General features: G+C 72.1%; 13 protein-coding genes. 11 read left to right on the top strand and 2 right to left on the bottom strand.

The features are described 5' to 3' along the window. Positions 1 to 1,085, bottom strand: a 1,085-nt coding sequence (locus Q1K33_RS18550; protein WP_300406230.1) for a PLP-dependent aminotransferase family protein, incomplete at its 3' end; no start/stop codon positions are given. Between the two features lie 68 nt (positions 1,086 to 1,153). Between Q1K33_RS18550 and Q1K33_RS18545 the strand changes: the two genes are divergently transcribed. From Q1K33_RS18545 to rodA, 9 genes are all read left to right on the top strand, one after another. Further along, positions 1,154 to 1,846, top strand: a complete 693-nt coding sequence (locus Q1K33_RS18545; RefSeq protein ID WP_300406229.1) for a pyridoxamine 5'-phosphate oxidase family protein — start codon at positions 1,154 to 1,156, stop codon at positions 1,844 to 1,846. A 5-nt stretch (positions 1,847 to 1,851) separates the two neighbouring features. Then, positions 1,852 to 2,259: a nucleoside-diphosphate kinase gene (gene ndk, locus Q1K33_RS18540; RefSeq protein ID WP_300406228.1), complete on the top strand. Its 408-nt coding sequence runs from the start codon at positions 1,852 to 1,854 to the stop codon at positions 2,257 to 2,259. A 141-nt stretch (positions 2,260 to 2,400) separates the two neighbouring features. Then, positions 2,401 to 2,757, top strand: coding sequence for a hypothetical protein (locus Q1K33_RS18535; protein WP_300406227.1), 357 nt, complete (start codon positions 2,401 to 2,403; stop codon positions 2,755 to 2,757). Then, a complete protein-coding gene (locus Q1K33_RS18530; protein ID WP_300406226.1) occupies positions 2,754 to 4,538 on the top strand; it encodes an alpha/beta hydrolase in 1,785 nt (594 codons plus the stop codon). Before Q1K33_RS18535 ends, Q1K33_RS18530 begins: the two co-directional genes overlap by 4 nt. A 147-nt stretch (positions 4,539 to 4,685) precedes the next feature. Next, a complete protein-coding gene (locus tag Q1K33_RS18525; RefSeq protein WP_300406225.1) occupies positions 4,686 to 5,717 on the top strand; it encodes a rod shape-determining protein in 1,032 nt (343 codons plus the stop codon). Then, a complete protein-coding gene (gene mreC / locus Q1K33_RS18520; RefSeq protein WP_300406224.1) occupies positions 5,714 to 6,664 on the top strand; it encodes a rod shape-determining protein MreC in 951 nt (316 codons plus the stop codon). The genes Q1K33_RS18525 and mreC overlap by 4 nt, the downstream gene beginning before the upstream one ends. Continuing rightward, complete coding sequence (gene mreD, locus Q1K33_RS18515; protein WP_300406223.1) at positions 6,661 to 7,212, top strand: rod shape-determining protein MreD; 552 nt, start codon at positions 6,661 to 6,663, stop codon at positions 7,210 to 7,212. The genes mreC and mreD overlap by 4 nt, the downstream gene beginning before the upstream one ends. An 8-nt stretch (positions 7,213 to 7,220) precedes the next feature. After that, positions 7,221 to 9,383: a penicillin-binding protein 2 gene (gene mrdA / locus Q1K33_RS18510; RefSeq protein WP_300406222.1), complete on the top strand. Its 2,163-nt coding sequence runs from the start codon at positions 7,221 to 7,223 to the stop codon at positions 9,381 to 9,383. Continuing rightward, positions 9,383 to 10,558 (top strand): rod shape-determining protein RodA, encoded by a 1,176-nt coding sequence (gene rodA / locus Q1K33_RS18505; RefSeq protein ID WP_300406231.1) that lies wholly within the window; start codon positions 9,383 to 9,385, stop codon positions 10,556 to 10,558. Before mrdA ends, rodA begins: the two co-directional genes overlap by 1 nt. A 327-nt stretch (positions 10,559 to 10,885) precedes the next feature. Here rodA and Q1K33_RS18500 read toward each other — a convergent pair whose 3' ends face one another. Next, entirely contained in the window at positions 10,886 to 12,130 is a 1,245-nt protein-coding gene (locus tag Q1K33_RS18500) for a PP2C family protein-serine/threonine phosphatase (RefSeq protein ID WP_300406221.1), read from the bottom strand. Positions 12,131 to 12,234: 104 nt separating this feature from the next. Here Q1K33_RS18500 and Q1K33_RS18495 point away from each other — a divergent pair, with 104 nt between their 5' ends. Both Q1K33_RS18495 and Q1K33_RS18490 read left to right on the top strand, forming a co-directional pair. After that, the gene (locus Q1K33_RS18495; RefSeq protein WP_300406220.1) at positions 12,235 to 13,911 is read left to right on the top strand and encodes an MDR family MFS transporter; all 1,677 of its coding nucleotides are present in this window, start codon (positions 12,235 to 12,237) and stop codon (positions 13,909 to 13,911) included. 52 nt (positions 13,912 to 13,963) lie between these two features. Continuing rightward, positions 13,964 to 15,988 (top strand): TIGR03960 family B12-binding radical SAM protein, encoded by a 2,025-nt coding sequence (locus Q1K33_RS18490; protein ID WP_300406219.1) that lies wholly within the window; start codon positions 13,964 to 13,966, stop codon positions 15,986 to 15,988. The last annotated feature ends 315 nt before the right edge of the window (positions 15,989 to 16,303 follow it).

Genomic DNA, 16,303 nt, shown 5'->3' with positions numbered 1-16,303 from the left:
GCGACGCGCGGCGCCCGGTCGGCGTACACCCGACGGGCGGAGCGGACGACCTGGTCGACGTACCCGTCGCGCAGCAGCGCGAGGAAGGCCCGCTGGACGGGCCAGGCGACGCCGTCGTGCCGGACCTCACGCGCGCGACAGATCGTGTCCAGCAGCGGTGCCGGCGCGACGAGCCACCCGAGGCGGAGCGATGGCGCCACCGACTTGGAGGCGGTGCCGAGGTACGCGACCAGGTCTCGATCGAGGGAGGCCAACGCCGGCACCGGGGCGACGTCGTAGCGGAACTCGGAGTCGTAGTCGTCCTCGACCACCACCGCTCCCGCCGCTCGCGCGCCGGCCAGCAGCCCGAGGCGGTGGTCGGCCGGCATCACCTGACCCAGCGGGTGCTGGTGTGCGGGCGTGACGTAGGCGGCCGCGAGGCCCACCAGCGACGTCAGAGCCTGCGCGGCCGGTACGTCGTGCACCTCGCGGTGGCAGGAGCGCACGGTCTCCGCCGCCGCCCGGTAGCCGGGATCCTCCACCGCGACCGGACCCGGCGGGAGTGCGTCGAGGAGGTGCCGCAACCCGTCGGTGGTGCCTGCGGTGATCAGCACCTCGTCGGGCTCGCACGGGACTCCACGGGTGCGGGTGAGGCGCTCGGCGAGCGCCGTGCGCAGGGCGAGCAGGCCGCGTGGGTCGTCGTACCCGCGCGGTGGGGTGGCGGCCGAGACCTCACGCCAGGCGCGACGCCACCCGGCTCGGTGCCGGGGGTCGATCCACGGGGTGCCCGTGTCGAGGCGGATCCGGGACGCTGTCGACGCGGGGGCGGCCAGCCGCCGAGGTCGCGCCACGGGTGCGGCCTCCGAGCCGACGTACGTGCCGGAGCCGCGGCGCGCCTCGAGCCACCCCTCGGCCACCAGCTGCTCGTAGGCCTGCTCGGTGACCGAGCGGGACACGCCCAGGTCGGCGGCCAGGGCCCGCGAGCTCGGGAGCCGGACCCCGCGGGTGAACGTGCCGTCCTGGACGAGCCCGCGGATCCGCTCGGAGAGCTGGCGACCCAGGGGGACGGGGCTGTCACGGTCGAGCCGGACCGGGAGAGTGGGCATGAGTGTCCTGCTCGACTGGATGGCTTGTGGCCTGCTGGTGCAGGCCAGTTTGCTGTCAGGCTCGCCGCATGTCCACACCCGCCCCGCCCCTCTCGCCGACCGAGCGCACCACGGTGCGCCGTGGCAGCAACCGCGCCCTCGACGACCGGGCCGCGCTGCACGCCCTGCTCGACGTGGCGCTGATCGCCCACCTCGGCGTCGACGTGGGAGACCACCCCGTCGTCCTGCCCGTGGCCTTCGCCGTGGACCCGGACGGCCCGGACGACGGCGGCACGCTCTACATCCACGGCTCCGTGGCGGCTCGCTGGCTCACGGCCTCGAGCACCACCACGGTGTGCGTCACCGTCACCGAGCTCGACGGTCTGGTCGCGGCGCGCTCCGGCTTCCACCACTCGATGAACTACCGCTCCGCCGTCGTCATCGGCGCGGCTCGCCTGGTCGACGACCCCTCGGAGAAGTCGCACGCGCTGGCGCTGACGGTCGACCACATGGTCCCCGGTCGCGCCGCGACCCTGCGCGAGCCCACCCGCAAGGAGCTCGCGGCGACCTCGGTGCTCGCCGTGGCGCTGCGGGAGGCGTCGATGAAGCAGCGCGACGGCGACCCGGTGGACGAGCCCGAGGACGTCGCGGCTGGAGCCTGGGCCGGCGTCATCCCCGTACGGCGGGTCGCCGGCGCGCCGCTGTCCGCCGACGACTCCCACGACCACGTGCCGGCGGACGTGACCGCCCGGGCGGCGGGGCTGTCCGACGCAATAGGCTGAGCGCCATGACCCAGCGCACCCTCGTCCTGCTCAAGCCCGACACCGTCCGTCGGGGACTCGTCGGGGAGGTGCTGTCCCGCTTCGAGGCCAAGGGGCTCTCGATCGTCGCGATGCAGCACCGCACCATCGACGGCGAGATGGCCGATGCCCACTACGCCGAGCACGTCGAGCGCGACTTCTACCCGCCGCTGCGCGCCTTCGCCACCAGCGGACCGTTGGTGGCCCTGGTGCTGGAGGGCGACGAGGCGATCGACGTCGTGCGGGCGATCAACGGTGCGACCGACGGACGCAAGGCGGCCCCCGGCACGATCCGCGGCGACCTGTCGCTGTCCAACCGCGAGAACCTCGTCCACGCCTCCGACTCCGAGGAGTCGTCGGCGCGCGAGATCGGGCTGTGGTTCCCGGGGCTCTGACCGCCCCCGCCGCACATCGGTCACGGTGACGCCTGGCTGAACCGGGCCACGAGTCGCCCACAGGGGCCGGTGGACGACGTTCCTGCACAGGCGTCCACCGCGGCGGTGTCGGGGCCGGCCCGGCCCGGGCACGGTCGGTCCATGCACACCGACCCGCCCGGCACCGCCAGTCCACCCACGACGTCCTCGGCTCCCGAGATGGCCATGGTCCCCACCTCCGTGGGACGTGCCTCGCGGGAGTGGGACGAGCAGCACGTCGACCTCCGGGCTGCCTCCGCGCAGGTCGCCGAGGCCTCGACAGCGGGGTTCACCCCTCCGGTCGCGCACGCGGCGACGGCCTTCCTCGAGGCCTGGCACACTCACACGGCCGCGATCGCCCTGAGCTGCGAGGTGCAGGCCGACGCGATGCGTGCGGCGATCACCGACTGGCTGGACGGCGACCGGGAGAGCGCCGCCCGGGGATGGGCGCTGCTCGGCTTCGTGGAGGAGCTGCGATGACCGCCCCGCAGGGCGGTGTCGTGCCGCTCCCGGAGCCACCCAGCGCGATGCCGGCGTACGCCGCTCGCAGTGGGCTCGTCCATGACTGTTGCGTCTCCCTGCGAGCGGTCTGCGCCCGGCTCGACGACCTCGGCACCTTCACGTCGGGTCCCGCCCGGCTGGACGACTGGGTCGGCGGCAGCGCCGACGTCTGCCGGCGCGAGACCCGTGGGCTGGGCAGGCGCGCCGATGCCATGTCGCTGGCCTTGCGCCGCGTGGCGGCGCGCGTCGAGGAACACGCCGAGACCCTCGCCCACCTCGACGTCCTCCACGCCGACCTCGTCGCGACGAGCACCTCGCTGGCCGGCGGGATCGAGGTGCTCCGGCGCGACGTCGCCCGCGCCACCCCGGCCGGCCTGCCGGCGCTCGGACCGGTCCTCCACGCCAGGTCGGCGGCGCTGAGCGCGAGCATCGCCGACTACGAGCGCGACCGACATCGCTGGTTGCACCGGCTGTTCGAGGAGGAGCAGGCGATGGTCGCCGCGTTCGAGAGGTTCCACTCGATGCGCCAGGTCCGCGACCGCTTCGACGGGGTGCCGGACCCGGCCGACGGAGCCCTGCGCGCCCTGCCCCCGGCGGGCAGCTCGCCCGGCGACGCCCTCGCCTGGTGGCGCTCGCTCTCCCCGGCCGAGCGAGCCGCGCTCCTGGTGGCCGCGCCGGGGGTGCTCGGCAACCGCGACGGGCTCCCGGCGCGGGTGCGCCACCGGGCCAACGAGGTGCGGCTCGAGCGCGACCTGGCGGGGCTCAGATCCCTGCGGGAGCGCGGCGACCTCACCGAGCGCGAGAAGGCGGTGCTGCGCAACGCCGAGGCAGCCGCCGCTGCGCGCGACGAGGCCGAGCAGGCCCGTGACCCGCGGACCGGTGAGCCGGTCCCGGTCAGGCTGCTGGTCTACGACCCGGCGGCCTTCGGCGGCGACGGCGCCGTCGCGGTCAGCGTCGGGGACCCCGACACCGCCGACGACGTCTCCGTCCTGGTGCCCGGCCTGGGCACGGACGGAGCCGACATCCCCGGCCTGACCGAGCACGCCACGTCCGTCTACGAGGCTGCGCGGGACGCCGACCCGGGTGCGTCGCACGCCTCGATCGCCTGGATCGGCTACGACGCACCGGACAACTTCCCCGTCCGCGACGGGCTGTCGGCAGACGCCGCCGGCGTGGTCCGGGAGGACCTCGCCGAACGAGGCGGTGCCGCGCTCGCCCAGGCGGTCGACGGCCTCAGAGCCTCCCGGGCGGGCGACCCCGCGCACGTCACCGTGATCGGGCACAGCTACGGCTCCACCACCGCGGGGCACGCCGCCCACGACCAGGGACTCGCGGCCGACGACCTGGTCTTCGTCGGCAGTCCGGGCGTCGGCGGCGGGGTCGACGGCCCCGCCGACCTCGGCATGTCGTCGCAGCACGTCTGGGCGGGAGCGAACAGCCACGACGTCGTACCCGACCTGGCCGACCAGGGCTCGATCGACCTGGGGCTCCTCGGTGGCATCGGGCTCGGCAACGACCCGGCGGAGGACGACTTCGGCGCGATCCGGTTCCAGGCCGAGTCGGCGAGCGGCTCCGACTCCGACGCGCACTCGAGCTACTTCGAGGACGGCTCGGAGTCCCTCGACAACCTCGCCCACATCGTGACGGGCCAGTACGGACTCGTGGACCAGGCGCCGGGGGTGACCGATCCCTGGTGGGGCCCGCCCATGGACCCGGAGTCCGGCCGGATCCCGCGGCCCGAACCGGGTCTCGCCGCATGATCCTGGTGAGCCGACACGACGGGCGCGGCGTGCCTGCGCCGAAATCCGGCTGCATCTTCCTACGCTCGCTACCGGGACCCGCGGAATCACGCGCTCGCGGCCCCACCTTCCCCGGTTAATGCGCGTGAGCAGTGAGGCGCGCGCGCAATGGCGAACAGCATCATCGGCCGCGACATGGCCGTCGATCTCGGCACTGCCAACACGTTGGTCTACGTCCGCGGCAAGGGTGTCGTGCTCGACGAGCCGAGCGTCGTCACGCTCAACGACGCCACCGGCGAGGTGCTGGCGGTCGGGCACGAGGCCAAGCGGATGATCGGTCGGACCCCCGACAGCATCACCGCGCTGCGACCGCTCAAGGACGGCGTCATCGCCGACTTCGAGGCGACCGAGCAGATGCTGCGCTACTTCATCCAGCAGGTCCACCGCCGCCGCTACTTCGCCAAGCCGCGGATGGTGATCTGCGTGCCGAGCGGGATCACGGCGGTCGAGCAGCGAGCGGTCAAGGAGGCGGGCTACCAGGCGGGCGCCCGCCAGGTCTTCATCATCGAGGAGCCGATGGCGGCCGCGATCGGCGCCGGACTGCCCGTCCACGAACCCACCGGCAACATGGTGGTCGACGTCGGCGGGGGCACGACCGAGGTCGCGGTGATCTCGCTCGGCGGGATCGTCACCTCGCTCAGCGTGCGTACGGCGGGCGACGAGATCGATGCCGCCATCGTGAGCTGGATGAAGAAGGAGCACTCCCTGATGCTGGGGGAGCGCACCGCCGAGGAGGTCAAGATGACCCTTGCTTCCGCCTTCCCGTCCACCGGTGAGCCCGTCGGCGAGATCCGTGGGCGCGACCTCGTCTCGGGCCTGCCCCGGACCGTGAGCGTGCCGGCGACCGAGATCCGCCAGGCCATCGAGGAGCCGCTGCACGCGATCGTCGACGCGGTCCGGGTGACCCTCGACCAGACGCCGCCCGAGCTCGCCGGCGACATCATGGACCGCGGCATCGTGCTGACAGGTGGCGGCGCGCTCATCCGTGGCCTCGACGAACGCCTGCGCCACGAGACGGGCATGCCCGTGCACGTGGCCGACGAGCCGCTCACCTCGGTCGCCCTGGGCGCCGGGACGTGCGTGGAGCAGTTCGACGCCCTCAAGCAGGTCCTCGTGGCCGACACGAGGCGCTACCGATGAGGCTCTCCCGCTCCCGCCGACCACTCGGCGCCGTACGACGCCACGATCACGACGGTGCCGGCGACGGCCACCCGCCCCGCGCCCTGGTGGTCGCGCTGGTGCTCGCCTGCGTCAGCCTCATGCTGCTCGACCGCGGCGACGACTCGGTGATCGATCCGGCCAGGCGCGCCGTCGGAGAGATCGTCGGACCGGCTCAGTCGGGGGTCTCCGCGGCCATCCGACCGGTCGTCGAGCTGCCCGACTTCTTCCGCAGCCGCGAGGAGATGCGCGCCGAGCTGGCCTCCCTCGAGGCCGAGAACGCCGGGCTGCGCACCGAGGTCCGCACCTCCGACTACCGGCGCAACAAGCTCGCCGAGCTCGAGGGCCTGACCAGCGCCGCGGAGAGCCTCGGCTACGCGCTGCTCCCGGCCCGCGTCGTCGGCCTCGGCTCGTCGCAGACCTTCAGCAACACCGTCACCATCGACGCCGGCTCCGCCTCCGGGCTGGCCCCGGACATGACCGTGGTCAACAACGACGGCCTGGTCGGCCGCATCCTGCGCGTGACGCGCACCTCGGCGACCGTGCTGCTCCTCGTCGACGCCGACTCCACCGTCGGCGGCCGGATCGGCGAGAGCATGGAGCTGGGCTTCCTGCAGGGGCGAGGCGTGATCGGTGGGGCCGCCCGTCTGGACCTCGAACTGCTCGACCAGCGCCTGGTCCCCTCGAAGGGCGACACCGTCGTCACCTGGGGGAGCATCGGTAGCGAGGGCGAGCCCAGCGGACCGTACGTCGCCGGGGTCCCCATCGGGGAGGTCGTCTCGGTCTACTCCAGCCTGCGTGAGTCCTCGCAGCGCGCGGTGATCGACCCGTTCGTCGACTTCTCCGAGCTGGACCTCGTCGGCGTCGTCGTCCCCTCCGGCACGCGCAGCGACCGAGCCGTCGTCGAGGCCGACGGGAGCCTGCGATGAGTGACCCCTCCGTCCGCGGCAGCTCACCGGCCCGGCTCGTCCTCGTCGCGGCCGCCGTCGTGGCCGCACTCGTGCTGCAGACCACCGTCTTCCCGCACCTGGCCTGGCGTGGTGTGGTCCCCGACCTGGTCCTCCTGGTCGTGGTGGCCGCCGGACTCGCCCGAGGCTCCCACCACGCCATGGTGCTCGGCTTCTTCGCCGGTGCCCTGCTCGACCTGGCTCCGCCCGCCGACCACGTCGCGGGTCGCTGGGCCCTGGCCCTGATGCTGGTCGGCTACGTCGCCGGTCAGGTACGCCGTGAGGCGGCGCCCTCGGTGGGGGTGTGTCTGGCGACGGTCGCGGCCTGCTCCTTCCTGGGCTCCTCGGTCTTCGCGCTGAGCGGGTTGGTCCTGCAGGACTCCGCGGCGAGCATCCCCGACCAGCTCGGCGTCGTGTTCGTCGCCGTGGTCTGGGACGTCCTGTTCGCGGCGCTGCTCGCGGCGCTCGTCATCGCACCGGTCCGCCGCGTGCGCCACCGGACCCAGACCGATCGACTCGCACGCCGATGAGGGGACTCGTGAGCCCTGGCGGGGCCGGTGGCGGCGGGTCCACCGGTCGCCTGCGCATCCTGGTGATCCAGGCGCTGGTCTTCTCGCTGTTCGCCACCCTCCTGGTGCGCCTCTACTACCTCCAGGTCGTCGCCGGCGACGAGTACCAGGGCCGCGCCGCAGCGCAGTCCGTGCGCGAGATCGTGCTGCAACCCTCCCGAGGACTGATCGTCGACGACCAGGGCCGACCGCTCGTCGCCAACCGGTTGTCGTGGGTGGTCTCGCTCGACCGGACGCTCCTCGGCAAGTTCAGCGAGCGCAAGCGCGACAAGCTGGTCGACCGGGTCGCCGACGTCGTGGACGTACGCCCCACACGCATCGACAAGCGCCTGGTCTCCTGCGGCGAGGAGGGATCCCAGGCCGGCGTGTGCTGGAACGGCTCGCCCTACCAGCCCGTCCCGATCGCCTTCGACCTCGACCAGGCCCAGGCCCAGCGCATCCGCGAGGAGCCCGAGGACTATCCGGGCGTGATCGTGGAGCAGCAGAGCGTGCGCGACTACCCCGAGCCCTTCGGCATCAACGCCGCCCACCTGCTCGGCTACCTGAGCCCGATCACCTCCGACGAGCTCGACCAGGCGGAGTCCGACGGCGACCGCTCCGTCAACGGCGCCTCCACCGTCGGTCGGGCGGGCCTGGAGCAGCAGTACGACGCCTGGTTGCGCGGGATGCCCGGCTACCGCGAGGTCTCGGTCGACTCGATGGGCCGCGTCATCGGCGACGAGGGGGAGGTGGAGGCCCAGCCCGGCGACACCCTGGTGACGTCGCTCGACGCCAAGGTGCAGGCCACCGTCGAGAAGCAGCTCGCTGAGACGATCGCCACCGCGCGCCGGACCCGGGACTCGGTCACGGGCCGCAACTACGTCGCGGATGCCGGCGCCGCCGTCGTGCTGGAGGCCGACACCGGCCGCGTGGTCGCGATGGCCAGCCAACCGACGTACGACCCTTCGGTCTGGGTGGGCGGCATCTCGAAGAACGAGCTCGCCGAGCTCTACTCCGAGGAGGCGGGTCTGCCGCTCCTGGGCCGGGCCACGCAAGGTCAGTTCGCACCGGGTTCGACCTGGAAGCCGTTCATGACCGCCGGCGCGCTGACCAACGGCTACGGCACCGACACCCGGCTCGACTGCTCGTCCTCGGTGCAGGTCGGCAATCGCGCCTTCAAGAACTACGAGTCCGGCGCCTACGGCTACATCGGCTTCGACAAGGCGCTCGAGGTCAGCTGCAACACCTTCTTCTACCGGATCGGGCTCGACTACTGGCAGCGCTTCGGCAGCGACGTCGCCGACGTGGATGCCCGCGACCCGCTCGTGGAGGAGGCCCAGGAGTTCGGCTTCGGGGCCGAGACCGGGGTCGACCTGCCCGGTGAGGCCTCCGGCCGGATCGCCGACCGCCAGTGGAAGCGCGACTACTTCGAGTCGCAGAAGGACTACTACTGCGGCATCGCCGACGAGCCGCGCGACGCCCCGGCAAACCGGGACCTGTCCGACTTCGTCTACAAGTTCGCCGGCGAGTTCTGCGTGGAGGGCTTCGCCTACCGCGCCGGCGATGCGGTCAACTTCGCGATCGGGCAGGGCGACACGATCGTCACGCCGCTCCAGCTCGCACGGGGCTACGCGGCCATCGCGAACGGCGGGACCCTCTACGAGCCCCGCATCGGTACGGCGATCGTCGCCGCCGACGGCACCGTCATCCGGCGGATCAAGCCCAAGGTCAGCGGCACCGTCGACCTGCCCCCGGGCATCGGCGGCTACATCGACGAGGCGCTCAAGGGCGTGAGCCGTCAGGGCACGATGTCGTGGCGCCTCGGTGGCTTCCCGCTCGACGAGGTGGCGATCCGGTCCAAGACCGGCTCCGCCGAGGTCTACGGCAAGCAGTCGACCTCGTGGGTCGCGTCGTACTCCGACGACTACGTCGTGGTGATGATGGTCAGCCAGGGCGGCACCGGCTCCGGCACGTCCGGGCCCGCCGTCCGCGCGATCTGGGAGGCGCTCTACGGCATCGAGGGTGAGGACGTGCTCCCGGCCAAGGCCGCGATCCCCGGTACGACGTTGCCCGACCGGCTACCCGTCTTCCAGCGCAACGGCTCGATCCTGCCGCCGGCGCCGCGTGAGCGCGAGAAGGAGAGTGGTTCGTGATGCAGACCTCGGCCCTGACCCGACGCCCCGGCATGGACTGGCTCCTGCTCCTCTCGGTCCTCGCGCTCAGCGTGCTCGGCTGCCTGCTCGTGTGGTCGGCGACGAGTGCGCGCAGCGACCTGACCGGCGGCGACCCGCGGGCGTTCCTGGAGAAGCAGATCGTCAACGTCGCCCTCGGCCTGGCCCTGCTGATCCTGGTCCTGGCGACCGACCACCGGTGGGTCCGGATCGTGGCGCCCCTGGTCTACCTGGCCTCGATCGGCGGACTGGTCCTGGTCCTCACGATGGGCACCGTCATCAACGGCTCCCGCTCGTGGTTGATGCTGGGCGGCCTGTCGATCCAACCCTCGGAGTTCGCCAAGCTGGCCGTGGTGATCGGCATGGCCCTGGTCGTCGCCGAGCGCGCCGAGGGTCGCTGGCGACCGCGCGTGGGCAGCGTCGACGTCATCGCGATGCTGGCCATCGCCGCGGTGCCGACCGCCCTGATCCTGATGCAGCCCGACCTCGGCACGATGCTGGTGCTGGCCGCCACGGTCTTCGGGGTCCTCGCGGCCGCCGGGGCGCCCCGTCGCTGGCTGGCCGTGGTCGCGGTCTCCGCGGTGGCGGCCGCGGTGACCGCCATCCGAGCCGGCGTCCTCAAGCAGTACCAGGTCGACCGGTTCCTGGCGTTCACCGACCCGGATCGCGACCCCCTCGGGGCCGGCTACAACGTCGAGCAGTCCCGGATCGCGGTCGGCAACGGCGGCTGGTTCGGCAACGGGCTGCTCCACGGCTCCCAGACCCGGTCGGGCTTCGTCCCCGAGCAGCACACCGACTTCGTCTTCACCGTCGCCGGTGAGGAGTTGGGCCTGGTCGGCTCGGCGCTGATCATCGCCCTGCTCGGCATCGTGCTGTGGCGCGCCCTGACGATCGCGGTCCGCACCGACGACGTCTTCGGCCGCGTGGCCGCCGCCGGGATCGCCTGCTGGTTCGGGTTCCAGGCCTTCCAGAACATCGGCATGTGCCTCGGCATCATGCCGGTCACCGGCGTGCCCCTCCCGTTCGTGTCGTACGGCGGCAGCTCGATGTTCGCCGGGATGCTCGCCGTGGGCCTGCTGCTGAACATCTCGCGGAGGGCCGCGGTCGCTCCGGCCGCGCGGATGCAGCCGGCCAAGCGGGTCCTGGTCCGCGCCTGACCCGGCAGCCCGTCGCCGCGCAGCTGTTGATGCGCTGCGGGTGGACGCTGAATGCCTACGATGTCCGGGTCCGGCGGACGACCCCGAGGTGGCCCGGCTGGAGTCGTCGGCCGTCCAGCCGGCAGGACCTCGTGGGGTCCGGGACTCGGCCGGCTACCTGCGTCACTGCGTCCCCTCGCTGGACTCCGCGCAGGTGCGGCGCCTGCAGCGTCGCGACCCGGCCGCACGGACGCTCGGACCTGCCGCTGCCCAGCACCGGTCCGCCGTGGCGCGACGAGCGACCTCCCGGCGATCCTCGACTCCTCACCGGGCAGGGCCCCGGGTGACTCACGGCACGTCGTCGGCCGTGTCGGCCAACCGGCCGCCCCGCCACTGCACGCACATCGCTGTGGCGTCGTCGCTGACCCAGGCATCGTCGCGGTCGACCAGCTGGTTGCGGAGCGCGCGGACCAGCTCGGGCAGCGAGCGGCCCTCGGCGGTGCCGCGCCGGATCAGGTCGACCAGCCCGTCGACCCCGAGCAGGGTGCTGTCGAGGTCGCGGGCCTCGGTCAGGCCGTCGGTGTAGAAGACCAGGATGTCGCCCGGCTCGAGGTACTCCTCGCAGACGGTCGGGGCCCCGGACCCGAGGCCGGTGCCGAGCGGGGGCATCGGCTCCATCGCGAGCGAGTCGTCGATCGCGTCGGCCCGCACGAGCAGGGGAGGGGGGTGGCCGGCGCTGACCCACGAAAGGCGGCCGGTCGTGGTGTCGAGCTCGGCGAGGATCGCGGTCACGAAGCGCTCTCCGCGACCGAAGTCCGCGACCGCCGACTCCATCGCCTGGTAGGTCGCCACCAGGTGCTGGTCGCCGCGCCGTGAGTTGCGGTAGGCCGTGATGGCCACCGTGGAGGTCAGGGCGGCATCGAAGCCGTGTCCCATCGCGTCGAGGACGGCGAGGTGGGTGGTGTCGCCGTTGACGGCGTAGTCGTAGGCGTCGCCGCCGGTGGAGTAGCCCGGCTCGAGCAGCGTGGCGACGACGACCTCCTGGGTGGAGTGCGTCGACGGGGGCAGCAGGGACTCCAGCAGCTCGGCGCCCAGGCTCATCTCCTGGGTGCGGCGCGACTGGTGGAGGGCGTCGCCGAAGTGGCTCTTGGTCAGCACCGCCTGGGCGATCGTGCGGGCGCCCTCGGCGACCGTGGTCAGGCGGGCGTCGTCCTTCTCGTCGGCCGAGGCAGCCACGACGAGCTCCAGGACCCCGAGGCGCTGGAAGCCGTGGCTGACCGGTGCGCGCAGGGTGATGTCGCCCGTCGTCGGGCCCTCGCCGGTCGTGGCGGTGCCCGAGACGTAGCAGTCGCCGACCGGGTTGCCCGCGATCGGGAGCACCGGTCGGCGCGGGGAGTGCCGTGACACCTCGCCGTGCAGGTCGGTCTCCTCGAGGTCGACGAGGTAGAGCACGACGTCGCGTGCCCCCAGCACCCGCTGCAGCTCCTCGATGGCCACGTCCGCCACGTCGGAGGGGCGGCAGTCGTCGAGGCGTCGGACGAGCGACGCGACCAGGTCGGCGCGCTCGGCCGGACCGTGGGGGGAGGGCGTCACCGGCTCATTGTTCATCACAGGTTCCGCCCTTGACGCAGAACCCGCGGGGATCACCCGCTGGCGGATTGCCGCGACGTGCCGTCCACGACCTAGGATGGTTGCCGATGACAACCACGCCGCGCCCCGACCCCGACTCGGAGACCCCCTCCGGCGAGTACTCCCACGCCCAGATCCTGACGATCCTCTCCGGCCTCATGCTGGGGATGTTCCTCGGCGCGCTGGACCAGACCATCGTCAGCACGTCGATCCGCACCATCGCCGACGACCTCGACGGGCTCTCGATCCAGGCGTGGGTCACCACCGCCTACCTGATCACCGCGACCATCACGACGCCGATCTACGGCAAGCTCGGCGACCTCTACGGGCGCAAGAAGCTGTTCATGTTCGCGATCACCGTCTTCATCGCCGGCTCCGCGCTGTGCTCCTTCGCCACCTCGATGCCCCAGCTGGCGGCGTTCCGCGCCTTCCAGGGTCTCGGTGCGGGTGGCCTGTTCACGCTGGTGCTGGCGATCATCGGCGACATCGTCTCCCCCAGGGAGCGAGCCAAGTACACCGGCTACTTCATGGCCGTCTTCGGCACCTCGAGCGTCCTCGGGCCGCTGGTGGGCGGGTTCTTCGCCGGTCGCTCCGACATCATGGGGCTCACCGGCTGGCGCTGGGTCTTCCTGGTCAACGTGCCGATCGGCATCGCCGCGCTGGTGGTCGTCTTCCGGACCCTGCACGTGCACGCGGCGCCCGCGCGCGACGTACGCATCGACTGGTACGGCGCCGCCGCGCTCGTCACGATGCTGGTGCCGGTCCTGACCGTCGCCGAGCAGGGCCGCGAGTGGGGCTGGACCGATCCCCGGTCGCTGGCGTGCTACGTCGTCGGCGCGATCGGCTTCGTGGCGTTCGTCGTCGCCGAGCGGGCGATGGGCGATGCGGCCCTGATCCCGCCCAAGCTCTTCAAGATCCGCGCCGCGGTGGTGACGATCGCGGCGAGCGTGGTCGTCGGCGTCGCGATGTTCGGCGGCATCATGCTGCTGCCGCTCTACATGCAGATCGTGCACGGGGCCTCACCGACCGAGTCCGGTCTGCTCATGCTGCCGATGGTGGCCGGGATGATGATCGCCTCGATCGGCTCGGGCCGGGTGATCTCGCGCACGGGCCGGGTCCGCACCTTCCCCATCGTGGGCTCGGTCTTCATCACCGTCTCCCTCCTCCTGCTGTCCCTGACCACCGCCGACACGGCGCTGGTGTGGGTGTCGCTGGCGATGCTGTTGTTGGGGCTCGGTCTGGGTCAGTGCATGCAGCCGCTGCTGCTGACGATGCAGAGCGCCGTACCCCCGCGCGACATCGGGGTGGCCACCAGCTCGGCGACCTTCTTCCGCCAGATCGGCGGCACCATCGGCGTGGCCGTCTTCCTGTCGGTCCTCTTCGGGACGGTGGGTGGCAACATCTCCACCGCCTTCGCCGAGGAGTCGCAGACGCCTGCCTTCCAGGCCGCCGCAGCCGCGGCCTCGAAGGACCCCGACTCGCCGGACGCCCGCGTGGTCGCCGGCGACCCCGAGGTCATCCAGTCGGTCCAGGACGACTCCTCGATCATCGAGGAGCTCGACCCGGTCCTCGCCCACCCGTTCAAGGCCGGCTTCGCCGAGTCGATGGACCGGGTCTTCCTGCTGGCGGCCGGAGCGGGCCTGGTCGCCTTCCTGATCCTGCTGCTGATGCCGACGGTCGAGCTCCGGGCGACCTCGGCCTCGGCGGCGGCGCGCGCGACTGCCCCCGCGGCCGAGCAGGACTGAGCCCGCGCTGGCGAATCGGAGCCGGGCTGGACCGGCTCGTAGACTGGCGCTCATGCCCAGCTCCACGTCTGCCAGTGTCTTCCCCCGCCTCGAGCCGCACCTCCCGACGATCTCCAAGCCGATCCAGTACGTCGGCGGCGAGCTCAACTCCACCGTCAAGGACTGGGACTGCGGCCAGCAGGCAGGCGACAGTGAGCACGGCGAGCCCGGACAGACCGTGAGATGGGCGCTGATGTACCCCGACGCCTACGAGGTCGGCCTCCCCAACCAGGGCGTCGCGATCCTCTACGAGGTGCTCAACGAGCGCGACTGGATCGTCGCCGAGCGCACCTACTCGGTGTGGCCGGACATGGAGCAGGTGATGCGCACCGGTGACGACCAGGGCCCGATCCCGCAGTTCACCGTCGACGCACACCGGCCCGTGCGGGACTTCGACGTCTTCGGACTGAGCTTCTCGACCGAGCTCGGCTACACCAACATGCTCAACGCCCTCGACCTGGCGCAGATCCCGCTGCACAGCGCGGACCGCACCGACGAGGACCCGATCGTCCTGGCCGGCGGTCACGCCGCGTTCAATCCCGAGCCCGTCGCCGACTTCCTCGACGCGGCCGTCCTCGGCGACGGCGAGGAGGTCGTGCTGGCGATCTCGGACGTCGTCCGGGAGTGGAAGCAGCAGGGCCGGCCCGCGGGTGAGATGGAGTCGGGTCGTGACGAGCTGCTGCGGCGCCTGGCCGTGACCGGCAACATCTACGTGCCGAAGTTCTACGACGTCTCGTACGGCGACGCTGCGGCCGGCGGCGGCATCGCAGCCGTCACGCCCAACCGCCCCGGGATCCCCCACCGCGTCACCAAGCACACCCTGATGGACCTCGACGCCTGGCCCTACCCGGCCAAGCCGCTCGTGCCGCTGGCCGAGACGGTCCACGAGCGGTTCAGCGTGGAGATCTTCCGCGGCTGCACGCGGGGCTGCCGCTTCTGCCAGGCCGGGATGATCACGCGCCCGGTGCGCGAGCGCTCCATCGAGACCATCGGCGCCATGGTCGAGAACGGCATCCGCAAGTCCGGCTTCGAGGAGGTCGGGCTGCTCAGCCTCAGCAGCGCCGACCACACCGAGATCGGCGACATGGCCAAGGGTCTGGCCGACCGCTACGAGGACTCCAACGTGAGCCTCAGCCTGCCCAGCACCCGTGTCGACGCCTTCAACATCTCGTTGGCCAACGAGTTCTCCCGCAACGGCCGGCGCTCCGGCCTCACCTTCGCTCCCGAGGGCGGCAGCGAGCGGATGCGCAAGGTGATCAACAAGATGGTCACCGAAGAAGACCTGATCAACACCGTCTCGGCGGCCTACTCCCACGGCTGGCGCCAGGTGAAGCTCTACTTCATGTGCGGCCTGCCCACCGAGACCGACGAGGACGTCCTGCAGATCGCCTCGCTCGCCAAGCGGGTCATCGCCGAGGGTCGCAAGGTCACCGGTCAGAACGACATCCGCTGCACCGTCTCGATCGGTGGCTTCGTGCCCAAGCCGCATACGCCCTTCCAGTGGGCCTCCCAGCTCGACGTGGAGACCACCGACGACCGCCTGCAGCAGCTGCGCGACGTCGTACGAGCCGACAAGAAGTACGCCCGCGCGATCGGCTTCCGCTACCACGACGGCAAGCCCGGCATCATCGAGGGACTCCTCTCGCGTGGCGACCGCCGCGTCGGCGCCGTCATCGAGCAGGTCTGGCGCGACGGCGGCCGATTCGACGGGTGGAGCGAGCACTTCTCCTACGACCGCTGGATCGCGGCCGCCGAGACCGCCCTGGCCGACACCGACGTCGACCTCGCCTGGTTCACCACCCGCGAGCGCGGCTACGACGAGGTCCTGCCCTGGGACCACCTCGACTCCGGCCTCGACAAGGACTGGCTCTGGGCCGACTGGGAGGACGCACTGGCGGTTGCCGACGGATCCTCCGACGTCGAGGTCGAGGACTGCCGCTGGACCCCCTGCTACGACTGCGGCGTCTGCCCGGAGATGGGCACCGAGATCCAGATCGGGCCCACGGGACAGAAGCTGCTGCCGCTCAGCGTGGTCTGACCCGCTCATCGGCGAGTGTCGCGTCGACCCCGGACGTCAGCTGCGACGTGCGCGGATCTGGGCGCTTCACGGCGCGCTCCTCCTCGCCACGGCATCGGGTCGTGTGCCTCACCACGGTGCATGGACCGGTCTCAGGCACACGACCCTGGCGGGCTGGCGCAGCCGGGGTGGCGCCCGAGCCGGATCGGGGCGAGTCGTGTGCCCCAGCCCGGTGCATGGACCGGTCTCAGGCACACGACCCTGCCGAAGGCGGTCGACGCCTAGATGACAAATTCCAAGGGGTGTCAGTGGTCGTAGGCGGTGAGTGAGCGTCGG

This window comes from Nocardioides sp. (assembly GCF_029937575.1).
Lineage (GTDB): Bacteria > Actinomycetota > Actinomycetes > Propionibacteriales > Nocardioidaceae > Nocardioides.
Note: the sequence above shows the minus strand (reverse complement) of the source record. Positions and strands in the feature narration are given on the sequence as shown.